Genomic DNA, 12,487 nt, shown 5'->3' with positions numbered 1-12,487 from the left:
TGATAAATATATAATTAAAATCAAAAATGATCCCAAAACATCTCCAAAATAAAACATAATACTAAAATGTAATTGTAACCCTAATACATATAAAATATTTAATACTACCCACAACAAGCAAGCCCTAACAACAAAAATATAAAGATTTGTGTCATTTTTTATTATAGGTGTAGTATTATTTACCCCTATTGGAGTACCTGCTAAAAATCCCATAATAGAGTTATAGAAAATTGAAATTAACACATAACATATCAGCAATGAAAACCCACATACATAAAAAGAATACTTAAATGAGGTAATAAGGGATAAAGTAATCAAATAATATAAAGAAAATGAAACTAAATTCGCAGTTCTATCATCTGATTTCACTTTTATAACCTCTTTTATTTTAAAAGTTAGTTTAATAAAATAGGAGCTTGAAATACTTAATTTTAGAAATAGATTCAACTATTTTTTTTACTAAAATTTACTAATCTATTTTATCTGGTCGCAGTCTAAGCCATTATATATTAATATTGCTTTACCAGATTTCATTGCTTCTAACGGGCCCACATTATGCCGTCTTATTCTTTCCCACTCTTGGCTAGCTACTTTCATTTGCTCACAACCCTTACGTATTTCCTCTCTGTTTTGGTAGTCTTGATAATTCTTTGATACAAAGATAATAGCAATTAGTAAAGCTATACTTCCAATTGCCTTGCCTGCCTTTTTTTTGTTATTGTCATTTAGTTCATTCATATTTTAGTTATGCGAGGTAACACTAAATTATTAAACCCACAAACAGACAAATATAGCTTTAAATACGGCAGTGGGTTTAATAGAACCCTCCATGCAAGCGTCATATCTGTACTGAAACCTACCATCCCCACTACAACCTTTAAGTAATCCAATCACTAGTACAAATAAAATCAACGCCCCTAAAACTGACTGACCATTGTTGTTACTTTCCATATATAAGTTGTGGGTGAAGAACATTTAACTAGACTCTTAGGAGATAAGAATCTATTGATGCTTGATTTTAGTAATCTGCCCAAGTAAATCTGTGGCTGTAGTTTCCTTAGATACCACAACACACTAACTTTATTAGGAATAAGACAAGAGGTGTGAACTTAATCACAATCGACCCAAGAGTTATTTATCGCTTGGAGACTGTATCAACTTTAGTCAGTGAAAACTTTAGTGTCAATATTGACTAAATATATTAAAGCTGTCATTTTACGTTTCTTAATAAAGTTGTCTTGACTTAACTTGCATAAACTTGCATAATAGTTAAGCTAATACAATTTATAAAACTAATTAAAAAGCTTAAACAGCTTGCCTATTAAGGCTTCTGGGGTTATAGCGCAGTTGGTAGCGCACCTCAATGGCATTGAGGGGGTCAGCGGTTCGAATCCGCTTAGCTCCATTATTAAGACTCCAAAATACGTTAGAAGTCGTTTGCGACAACAAGCACTAGTTGTCCAAAATGGTCACTTTATGCTTGTTGTTTCCAAAGGACAACTAATGCTTGTCATTGTCGCATAAAAGAGAGGGAGAGGAAAGTAAGGAAAAGCCTAGAAGAAATGATTGCTTGATGGCTCGAAGAAAATTTAAGTTAGCATTTGCCTAATTGGCATTGCATCTCTTTCAATGCTGTACATACTTCTCTGTATCTTAAGTATACTGGCATACTCATCTGTTTTGAAACGCGGGCTTCAGACGGATATGCTCCCTGATTGTGTAAACTTAGGGCAATTCGTCGAACTTCATCGCAAGACTGCTGTACATTTCTCAGAAGAATCGCCTTTAGACATCTCCAAAATGATACTATTTTGGAGATGTCTATTACTCTCAAGCACTGCTTCTAGATTTTGTTGTACTTTGTTAGCATCAAAAGACTTTGCACTTGCTCTGGCCTGGGGTTTTGATTGAAGTGGTGGTAGTCGCACTGCTTGAAAAGAATTTGCAGATTTTACCCCTTGTATTAAGGGACTTCCAAAGAATAAATTCTTCCAAGAAAAACGAGAGACAGGTTTTTTCAATAATGATAATCATTTTAAGAGGGGAGAAAAGGGGGGTGAAGGGGCTACCGACGGCAGCCCCTTCACCCCCATTTAAAATGATTATCATTATTGCTGGTGGAATAGTTTATTTTATGGAAGTCCCTAGGTTGTGCCAAAACTCCTTATCAGCTACTCCAAAGAAAGACTCAATTACTGAACCATATCTGGCCTTTGCTGTGGGTCTTTGCTTTTTGGTAATTCTGAAATAAGCAAGGAGAGCTTCAAAGTAAGTGCCTTTAAAATCAGGCCCTCCGTCCATCACAATTATTTGAGGAAGCCGTCCGTATTTCTGGACGCAAATTCTCAAAGCTATCATGTCGGAGCGATAGCTTGGTGGATCAAAGGTCATATAGATTGCTAATATTCTTCGACTGTAAGCATCTATTACCAACGTCACCCAAGCCTTTCCCATATTGGCGATCTCATTTATATTGCTGTAATCAACACCAAGGTTCAACATAATTGAACTGAGGAGTTCAACATCCGCCTCTGTATGGTCTATATGACCAATTTCAAAGGGACGATCGCCGTGGGGAGGTGTTTCTTCTCGATACAGATACCAGTAAAAAGGCTCCTCTTTATAGGCAGCGCAATCGCCCATGCGCTTTTTAATTTGTTCGTGAAGAGGACGATTTCTTACTGCTTGGCGATAGGATTCATTGCTGGGAGGTTTGTATCCCTTTTGATCACATATTTCTTTGAAAGATTCGTAGGCGTGACGGATACAAGGCTGCTTGATATTCTCGTAATTTTCTCCAATATGCTCCTCCATCAGCAATCGCACTTCTTCTGACAGACCTTCTCTATACCAGCCCTTATTCTTATGTCTGGGGAACAGCCCAATAAAACCTCTTGTGTATATTTTTTCAGCTTTTCGGTAGCTGGCAATCCAAATAGTAAGTGCTTGGGCAACTACAAGTAAATTGGAATGGTAGAATCAGTTCGTTCATTAAATGGTGAAACATCGGTTGAAACCCATTATTTTATCAGTAGTCTTGAGTCAAATGCTAAACAATTTGGTAATTCTATTCGTAGTCATTGGGGAATTGAGAATTCATTACATTGGATATTGGATGTCGCCTTGAAGGAAGATGACTGTCGGATTAGGAAAGATAATGCTCCACAGAACTTTGCAATTCTCAGACATATTGCAGTCAATCTTTTAGGTCAAGAGAAACGTGTCAAACGTGGAATAAAAAATAAACAGTTTCTCGCTGGGCTGGATAACAATTATTTAGCAAGAGTTTTAGCATTAGTATAAACTTATATATCAGGAATTAAATTTGAATATTTAGGAAGAATTTCATTTTTCCTCTAAATAAACATAGTTTTATAAACTCGAATCTTGAGTTATTTTAGTATCAATAAATAATCATTCAGCTTCATATAAGATAATTCATGCTTTTTGAGAATATTTCATTTATTTTATTTATCATTTAATCAATTTTTACAATTATCTATGTCATTTTGAAATCTCTCTTAGTTTTGATTAGTAAATAAGATGCGTTTTCCCTAGTGGCTATACCCAGTCACCGATTGTAATGGAATATGTGAGAGAGGTATTTACGGAGAAAATTCTTCCTTTAATCAACTAACGAGATCAGCGATCGCTCCTGAATTAGAAACTACACTTTCAGGTTGATAGCGGATGCCGGCTTGCTTGAAGCGATGTAAAACTTCACCCAAGCGATCGCAGTCTGCAATCAAACTAATCCTGACATAACCCTCACCTGCAACCCCAAAGGCATTACCTGGAGTCAGCACAACACCAGTTTGTTGCAACACATTCAAGGCAAAATCAGTAGAACCCATACCAACGGGACACTTCACCCAAAGATACATTGTCGCCTTGGTTTTGGGGATATCCCAACCCAACTCTCCTAACCCGTCAATCAGGAAATCGCGGCGGGTACGGTAGCGTTGTTGTACCTCGTGCAAATACACATCTGGTAGTTGCAAGGCGGTTTCGGCTGCTTTTTGCAAGGCGGAAAAAATACCGTAATCCAAGTTAGTCTTCAGTGTTCGCAAACCTTGAATTACATGGCGGTTCCCCACCACAAAACCAACGCGCCAACCAGCCATATTGTAGGTTTTAGATAAGGTGTGAAATTCCACACCAATATCTTTCGCGCCGGGAATTTCTAGCAAGCTAGTGGGTTGATAACCATCAAAAGCTAACTCGGCGTAACACAAATCATGCACCAGCAGAATTTCATATTTACGGGCAAACGCCACAATTTCTTCAAAGAATTCGCGGGGGGCGGTGGCAGCAGTGGGATTGCTGGGATAGTTAAAATAGAGAATTTTCGCTTGTCTTGCAACTTCATCAGGAATGGCAGCTAAATCAATTAACCAGTCATTCTCTGGTTTGAGGATCAAGCTGTGGATTTTCCCCCCTGCGATCGCCGGGCCGCGAAAATGGGCGGGGTAAGCTGGGGAAGGAACTAGAACTAAATCGCCAGGATTAACGTAGGCAAGTGCTAAATGGGTTAATCCTTCTTTAGAACCGAGTAGTGGTAAAGCTTCGCTATCAGGATCGAGAACCACACCATAGCGGCGATGATACCAGTCGGTGATCGCGCGGCGGAAACTAGCAGTCCCTTCAAAAGGAGGATAACCGTGATTGGCGGGATCTTTCAAGGCGGCGATCGCAGCTTCTACAACTGGTGCTGGTGTTGCACCATCGGGGTTTCCCATCCCCAAATCAATTAAATCTAACCCTTGTTCCCGTGCTTTAGCTTTCAGTTCATCTAAACGGGCAAATACATAGGGTGGCAGTTTTTGTATACGTTCTGCTGGAACAATCCAATCTAAACTCATGCTTCAACCTCGTCACTCATTCCCTTGGGCGAAACTCGATTCATATCTTTACTCTCTATAGGTGCAGTGGTAGAAACCATTGCCGCCATCAACTGTTCTGGCGCGACTTTGAACGGTAGTCGGTGAATGTCAGAATTAGGAACTAGGGCAATTTCGGCGGCTGTCTGCAACTCGCCTAATGTAATATTGCCCAATCCCAAGTCACTTAATTTTTGGGGTAGTCCAATTTCTGTGTAGAACTTTAACAACTGTTGCCGTGCTGATGCGGCTAGTTGATTGCCTTGTAGCATTTCTTCTAAACGCAGTTGCACCAAAATTCCAAAAGCAACTTTTTCGCCATGAATACTGCCATGTCCTGAAATATGAGTTAAACCATTATGCACGGCATGGGCGGCAACTGTGCGACACTGTGCCCCTCCAAGTCCCCCAACTACTCCAGCTAATAAAACAGTAGCGTCTACGACTTCTCGCCAAACCTCACTACCTGGTTCTTTCAGGGCGGCGGCTGACTTTTGCAAGAGGATATCTCGCAAAACTCGTGCTTGTTGCACCGCAGCAATAATTAAAGTGTCTTGCAAATGCCCACTGCTAACTGAGGCTTCATACCACTTAGCGATCGCATCACCAATTCCAGCTACTAAAGTCCGTTGTGGTGCAGTTTTAATCAAATCATAATCAAGTATCAATAAATCGGGACAACGAGACAGCCCTACATCGTAGAGAAACGCCCCATCTTCCGAATAAACATTTGACAAGGCACTCCAAGCTGCACAGGTAGATCCTGATGTCGGAATTGTCACCACTGGTAACTGTAACTGATGTGCGACTAATTTCGCTGTATCTAAGGCTTTGCCACCACCAACACCAATAATTAGATCAGCTTTATGCTCTTTTGCCTTCTTTTGTAAAGATTTTAGGCTAGCCTCACAGCAATCTGGACTGTATAAAGCTTGGACAGTATGTAACTGTTGCGTTTCTAAAATCGGTTGCAAATTGTTTCGGCTGATGGCGAGAGTAGACTCACCTGCCACAATTAAGGGACGACTTCCTAAAGAGGCGATCTCTGCTGCGGCTGCTTGCAACACCCCAGAACCACGGATTACTTTTGCTGGGGCAATTGTCAGGGTAAATAATGAACTAGAGGTTTGAGTAGACAAAGAAGGTTGAGTAGAAAATTGATTAGACATATAATCTAGTTTGCCAAAACTTGATATTTCTTAATCTAATAGACTTCCTGTGAGAGATGCTTGTTGCCAGATAGCTACAAACTTCTATCTTACTTAACTAGGTTTTAACCGAGCTAATCGCCAACTGCTTAAGCCATTTAACGAGGTTGCTCGAATGTGTGATGTCCATTAGCCTGAAATTCCGAACTATCAAAGTTTTGAATAACCGTATGATTAGTTAACATTACCACTCTCAGATTCTCAAGAAAAGTGATTGAGAACTGAATCATTTATATAATGGTCATTCCAGCTAGGGATAGGTGCGCTAGAGAAATGTACACTCTGATGCTGTTCCCTTTGACGCAAAAAATTGTAAAAATGTCAATAGTGGTAATTGATATAACAACTGACAAATTACAACTGTCAGTATCTATTACCCGCACGCTGATTGATTTTTTTCCACAGTAAAATCACTAAAGTGTGAATATCTTAATCTAAGAATAACTCTTAATGTATCGGTAAATACAAAATAAATTATGTCATTCTGATAACAAGCATTGGAATTGGGATTCCCTTAAGCGTTCGGTTTTGGCAATTGGGCGAACTTGTCTGTGTAAATTTCCACAGTGACTAATGAATTTTCACGAGAAACGAGCGATCGCTTGGCTTCACCCAAGTAAACTGGTACAGAAGTTCCTGGTTCCGGGTGGATAATGGTACGAGCGCGAACTGTCAACTTGTCCTCTTGCCGTGTACCTGAGCGACCAGAAGAAAACAAATTACTAACTGCTTGACGTAAAGTTGCTTCCAATTGTGTGGGTGTAATTTGGGGTGATGTGGCAATCACGGCTTGTGTTGACCCATTGTCATAAACTAAAGTGTACTTGGCTGCTCCTGGAATCACAGTCCGACTCAAGGGGACTATTGAGAGTGCAAATAAACCACTTGTCAGCACCAGCATAAAGCCAGTCGTACCCACCAGCCGATAGCGGATGCCCCATTTGAGAATAAAAGCCAAAACTGTTATGGCAGCAAATACCAAGGTAGCTATACCTGACCATTGGGTGTACTGAAGAAAATTAGCTGTTGTGAACATAAGGTTGGTTATAGATGCGTCTTTTTTTAGTTACCGACACACCCATTTTACCGAGATGTGCCTTAAAAATTGGGCATTGGGCATTGGACAAAACAGTTCTGAGTGCTGAGTTAACAGTAAGGAAGTTTTGTTTATCAGAAAAATGGGTTTAAAACCCCGTGTTTCCAGCACGGCTTTAAAGTAATGAGTAATGAGTTATGAGTTATGAGTAATGAGTTATGAGTAATGAGTTATGAGTTATGGATATTTACTTCTTGCTTCTTACTCATTACTTTTTACTTCTTACTCATTACTTATTAATGAGTGGATGAAAAATGGGTATTTACTCATTACTTATTACTTATTACTCATTACTCCTTCTTAAGAGTGCGTTCACGGCGGTGAGGATGTCAACTCCTTGTCCACCTCATCTTCCTCATTCTGAAAAATTTTAACGCCACTCACCTTGTACCACAAACGCCGCCCAATAATACGGTGCATTCCATTGCTGAGTTAGTCACATTAAACAATTCGCAATTCGCTTTTTCACCCATTCGCAATTGCGTTTTGTAACGGGGATTTTAATTAGGCATTAAAACGTGCTGCCTGTATTGCTGGGGCATTAAACCCCTAAACTTTGATTAAATTTTAATTTCTTACTGAAATTTTGATAAAAATATGAGCAAAATAATGCAAAAACTTAAACAGTAATTTAATACAGCAATTCAAACTTAATTACTGAAAAATCAGACATACAAAAGGGCATCTACAAGAGATGCCCGTCATGCAGGAAAACCCTAAAGGGATGTCCCTACACCTTCCCAACAATCAGCAACAGTGACTAATTAGGTATTAGTCACACTCACAGACGTGAATATAGTAATATTATTAACTTAAAACTCTAAATGTCCCCAGTGCATACACTGAAAAAATTTCGCTATTCTAAGTTGCAGTGCTTGCGATGATCTGATACTCTAACACTGGATTAATTGTGCCTTTTCAGCAATGTGTACATGAATACACGCAAAGATGATAATTGATATATAGGAATCCGGTTTGATTCCTGTTCGCGCAGCGTGGCGTAGCCATATTTACTTGCGTGGATTGGGAATTGGGAAGAAAAGAAGGGATACATCCGTACTGAGTCTTGTTCAAAAATCAAATAGGTTTCCTAACTAATTTGAATGAGATGTAAGTCTATCTTGTTCTTTATAGCGATGTAACACTCCACAAACGGCAGCTAAAACTAACCATGAAAGTACATTCAAACGAAAATCGAAGAGAGTTACATCTACTGTATTCAATAGAAGCCACCCAACAAAGGCTAAAAGATAACTAAAAAATATTAATCTATCTTCTGTATTTATATATTTTGACTTTCGTAGTAATTGAATACCCATAACCAAAATCCAACCAAGTAAGGCGCAAAATAAAAGAGTACTGGGAAAACCAGTTTCGGCAGATAACATCAAAAAGAAGTTATGGGGATGACCCAAACCAATGTTCATCTGTGCTTTGTAGAGTTTGCTAAAACTGCGTAATCCCCAGCCAGTCCAGGGGTGTTGCTGGGCTAAAGACCAGGCAAATCCCCACTGGGTTTTTCGCATTAAAGCGACTGGTCTATCTGGATACATATCGTCATTTAATCTTGCCCAAAAGAAAGCAGGAACGACCTGACGAAAAAATTGAGCGACTGGCGAAGGAGCAAAAGCTGCCAAAAGTACACTAGAAACGATCGCAGCAACACCACCCACAAGAATGCGCCAGCCTTGGTAAAGTGCATAAGCTAAACAGGCAAAAATAGCGATCGCCCAGCCATTGCGCGAGTTAGTGAAAATTAAGGCAATGAAATTTGTAATCACCGCCACGGTTATGAAGATAAAGGGGACTAGGAACTGGCGATTGGGGAGTGAATTTTTTCTAATGCCTAATTTTCGATAAGCAATAAATAATTGCCATTGTTCTAACCACAAACCTAGACTAAGGATGAAAACTATTGTTAGATAAGCTGCCAAGGTGTTAGCGTGCAAGAAGAATGAAGCGATGCGACCTGGTGGGTTTCCTCCTGGTGCGATCGTCCAATCCAACACAACCCACAAAATCTCTAATTTCAAACTCCAGCCTAAAAATAATTGTCCCAAGCCAAGAATGATTACCGGTATGGAACCGATCACAAAAACCCAAGCCATTTGCCGCAATTGGACAAAGGTTTGAATGAGAGCGCTATGGGCAACGAAAAGTAAAAAGAATGGTAATAAATTAAATAAGCCGAGGAAAGCTGTTGTCTTGTCATCGGCAAATGCAGCACTCACGATCAGCAATATGCTCAAAAGGGCAAATCCCCAGTTGAGGGGGCGGCGATTAATTTTTCGGGATTGTTTCAGCCAAGTTATTAATGAGACAAAACCGATAGTTACAGCCCCCAACAATGGACTCAGTGGGAAGATTAACAGCCCCCATAGAGAGTAGTTCCAAGAAGATTGCCATCGAGACTTGAAATAGTCAGAAACTTTGTTCAAGCTGGCTCCCAACACTCCTCACGAGTGAGGCGAATTTGAGCTAGGGCGAAAATAGTAGGAATAATCCGACCATAGTTAGTGGCGATCGCTCTCCACCCTAAATCTGCAAAAAACCAAGTCCACATCATGGGCCCAATCACGGCAAACATCGTGCGGGTTGCCCCATAACGAGCAGCACTCACTGTCATACCCCGTTGCGCCATTTGCATAGCTACATAGCTTTTAAATTGCGTTGCAGTTGCTTCTGTGCCTGTAATTGCCGCTTGTCTAGCTACTTGGTATGTAGCGAAGTGGATGGCAAATTGACGGGCAATTTGCTTAAGTACAAGGGGTTGGAGAAGAGAAGTAACCGCGATCGCACTACCGCCTTTGAAAAGCAATCCCAAGGGGTCAGGCTGCAATAAAATTGGTAGCGGTTCTTTTAGCTCTGATTGCACAAGGTGACGCTGCACTTGGAGAGTCAATTTTTGTTTTTCCTGCTCAGGTAATTTTCTCCACACCTGTCCTAGCAGATGCAGAAATACTTCTGCTTCTAAATCAATGGTTGGCAGCTGATTAGAATAGGGAATTTTTAGATACTTACATACTTGAACTAAGGCTTGTCGGTAAGTTACCTGCCCTGTGCGTCCCCGTAATACCGTTATCCCATCTGCCGCCAAAAAACGAAAGCGTCCCTCTAGTGAATCTAACCAAGCTTTACGATCTTGGCTTTGCACTTCGATGGGTTCGGGTGTGTGTACATAATCTAGGGGATTGAACTTACGACTAAATAAAATTGCCGTTAAATCTTGCAATTCTTCTTCGGTCGCTAACTCTAGCGCCGCCCTCATTTCATCCAATTTCCCTTCCTCCCTTCCATGCAGCTTTCTGTACCTTATTCTACTATTAGCTTTCAGCAGTCATTAGTAGTGATTTTGTCCTTTGATAATAACTAATACTAATGACCAATAACTAATAATAATGACTAAGGACTATGGACTCATGACTGATATTGTAGTGATTGGTGCCGGAATGGCCGGTTTAGTCTGCGCCCAGCAATTAAGCCAAGCTGGATATTCTGTGGTAGTGGTGGACAAATCCCGTGGTTTGGGAGGAAGACTAGCTACACGCCGCTTGCATGGAACTTGCGCCGATCATGGGGCTTGTTACCTGAAGCCAAAGGGTGAATTATTTAAACGTTTTGTGGAGATATTACGATCGCGCCATATCCTCGAAGTTTGGACAGATGAGGTTTACGAACTCACAGCAGGCGCTTTATCTGAACCGAAAAACCGCAGTCCGCGATATGTTGCACCTGCGGGAATGAGTGCGATCGCTAAATCCCTCGCTCCTGGTTTAGAAATATTACTGAATCAACGTGTCATTGCGATTACCCCAACTCCTGAAAATAGTTGGCGTATCACTCTTGAATCTAGCAACGAAGAATTAACTGCAAAAGCTATAGTCGTCGCCATTCCTGCACCTCAAGCTGTGATGCTGTTGGAATCTTTGGGTGAAGGTGTATTAGATACAGCCTTTCTTGATAACTTACGTTCTGTAGAATTTTATCCTTGCATTAGTGCGATCGCTGGATATCCTCCCACATCCCAACCACTTCCTCAGTGGAAAGCTCTAACTTTTGTCGATGATGCTGATTTAGCATGGATTGGTTTGGACAGTAGCAAGCGTCCTAACCCTCAACAACCACATTTTGTAGTGCAAAGTAGCGCTGATTTTGCCCAACACCACTTAGAATCCCAGGATTTAGAACCTGTTGGACAGTTTATGTTGCAACGAGCAGCTGAATCTCTATCCCTTCCTTGGCTGAATACTCCCGAATGGATGCAAGTACATCGTTGGCGTTATGCTTTTCCTAGCCGTCCTTGGCACGAAGCTTTTTTGTCTGCCAGAACTTCCTTACCTTTAGTTTGCTGTGGTGATTGGTGTGGCGGCAATCTTGCCGAAAGTGCGATGCTTTCTGGATTAGCTGCTGCTGATGAAATTAATCATCAGTTGCGTGATCTACCTTTAGATAATGTGAACTTTTTGGTTCTTCAGTACCTGTTATGCCAAATTATTAGTTAAACATCAAAACTAGACTTTAAAATCAAGTTTAGAACGCTTAAGTCCCAAGAATAGCCTAAAATGTTAAAAATAATGCCTGCTTTTGTTGTGCAGCAATGGCTTTAGTTTTTTAGCAGATTAATTTAGCATACTAAGTACTGAAGAGCCGGAATTCTTTCTGCTTGTTCTTTCCAAAACCCTAAATGTTTACGGACTTTGGGAAGAACATCATTGTGAATTCTAAACATCAACATCAAAGAAGAAGATGGAACTTGCATAAAAATCAGTCCTACATATATTAATTTTTGTCTGAACAATATCTCTTAATCGTATTTAATGATTTATATTAATTATTTTGGATAATGCAATAATTTTTGCTATTGCTTACTTTTTTATATAAAAGTAAAATCGATTAAAAAGTCAATCGCTTTTAGAGCAATGTTATGGTTTTAACTAATTAGCAATATGAAGACAAAAACAATTGTTTAGCCGTATTTGTATACTAAAACTAAAAAAAATAGACTATTACTACTATTTGGAGGATTTTTAATATTAAATTATCTATGCATTTAGAGATAAATTAACTATTAATACCGATTAGAACTCGTCTTTTATAGCGTGTGTGTTTATAATTATTTTATTCAAGAGCGATCGCTCCTCTTTAATTAAAAAACTCCAGAAATGTTTTTGACAAATCTGGAGTCAGGAAAGATACGCATTTACCTATACCAAATTTTCACCGTCAGAGCATCCTACGTCATCAGGGTATACACTCAAATATAGTTAAGGATGTCTAAGGGGATGTTTGAAAAGTTCTCTTGT

Annotated in this window: 9 protein-coding genes, 1 tRNA gene and 1 pseudogene; 3 read left to right on the top strand and 8 right to left on the bottom strand. The window is 39.8% G+C overall.

Annotated elements, in window-relative coordinates:
- The coding region (locus tag VB732_RS24010) for a hypothetical protein (RefSeq protein ID WP_323233403.1) at nucleotides 1-369 on the bottom strand (369 nt) is incomplete at its 3' end.
- Between the two features lie 105 nt (nucleotides 370-474).
- A complete protein-coding gene (locus tag VB732_RS24005; RefSeq protein ID WP_323233402.1) occupies nucleotides 475-738 on the bottom strand; it encodes a hypothetical protein in 264 nt (87 codons plus the stop codon).
- 594 nt (nucleotides 739-1,332) lie between these two features.
- Here VB732_RS24005 and VB732_RS24000 point away from each other — a divergent pair.
- Nucleotides 1,333-1,405, top strand: a tRNA-Ala gene (locus tag VB732_RS24000).
- Nucleotides 1,406-2,127: 722 nt separating this feature from the next.
- On the opposite strand, the gene VB732_RS23995 is transcribed toward VB732_RS24000, so the two are convergent.
- Nucleotides 2,128-2,814 carry a transposase family protein gene (locus tag VB732_RS23995; protein ID WP_323233401.1) on the bottom strand — a complete coding sequence of 229 codons (687 nt, stop codon included), beginning with the start codon at nucleotides 2,812-2,814 and terminating at the stop codon, nucleotides 2,128-2,130.
- 150 nt (nucleotides 2,815-2,964) lie between these two features.
- Between VB732_RS23995 and VB732_RS23990 the strand changes: the two are divergent.
- Nucleotides 2,965-3,303, top strand: a pseudogene (locus VB732_RS23990) (ISAs1 family transposase); the annotation flags it as partial.
- A 326-nt stretch (nucleotides 3,304-3,629) separates the two neighbouring features.
- Here the strand turns inward: VB732_RS23990 and VB732_RS23985 are convergent.
- From VB732_RS23985 to VB732_RS23965, 5 genes are all read right to left on the bottom strand, one after another.
- On the bottom strand, nucleotides 3,630-4,862 hold the full coding sequence (locus VB732_RS23985) for an aspartate aminotransferase (protein WP_323233400.1): 1,233 nt from the start codon (nucleotides 4,860-4,862) through the stop codon (nucleotides 3,630-3,632).
- Nucleotides 4,859-6,049, bottom strand: a complete 1,191-nt coding sequence (locus VB732_RS23980) for an iron-containing alcohol dehydrogenase family protein (protein WP_323233399.1) — start codon at nucleotides 6,047-6,049, stop codon at nucleotides 4,859-4,861. Before VB732_RS23980 ends, VB732_RS23985 begins: the two co-directional genes overlap by 4 nt.
- A 553-nt stretch (nucleotides 6,050-6,602) precedes the next feature.
- Nucleotides 6,603-7,124 (bottom strand): Ycf51 family protein, encoded by a 522-nt coding sequence (locus VB732_RS23975; protein WP_323233398.1) that lies wholly within the window; start codon nucleotides 7,122-7,124, stop codon nucleotides 6,603-6,605.
- 1,154 nt (nucleotides 7,125-8,278) lie between these two features.
- Nucleotides 8,279-9,637: an O-antigen ligase family protein gene (locus VB732_RS23970; RefSeq protein WP_323233397.1), complete on the bottom strand. Its 1,359-nt coding sequence runs from the start codon at nucleotides 9,635-9,637 to the stop codon at nucleotides 8,279-8,281.
- Nucleotides 9,619-10,461: a YaaW family protein gene (locus tag VB732_RS23965; RefSeq protein ID WP_323233396.1), complete on the bottom strand. Its 843-nt coding sequence runs from the start codon at nucleotides 10,459-10,461 to the stop codon at nucleotides 9,619-9,621. The genes VB732_RS23970 and VB732_RS23965 overlap by 19 nt, the downstream gene beginning before the upstream one ends.
- A 142-nt stretch (nucleotides 10,462-10,603) precedes the next feature.
- Here VB732_RS23965 and VB732_RS23960 point away from each other — a divergent pair, with 142 nt between their 5' ends.
- Nucleotides 10,604-11,686: an NAD(P)/FAD-dependent oxidoreductase gene (locus VB732_RS23960; protein WP_323233395.1), complete on the top strand. Its 1,083-nt coding sequence runs from the start codon at nucleotides 10,604-10,606 to the stop codon at nucleotides 11,684-11,686.
- The last annotated feature ends 801 nt before the right edge of the window (nucleotides 11,687-12,487 follow it).

It is taken from the genome of Nostoc sp. UHCC 0252 (assembly GCF_034931145.1).
Taxonomy (GTDB): Bacteria; Cyanobacteriota; Cyanobacteriia; order Cyanobacteriales; family Nostocaceae; genus Nostoc.
The sequence above is the reverse complement of the archived record's forward strand: the minus strand, read 5'-3'. Positions and strand labels throughout refer to the sequence as shown.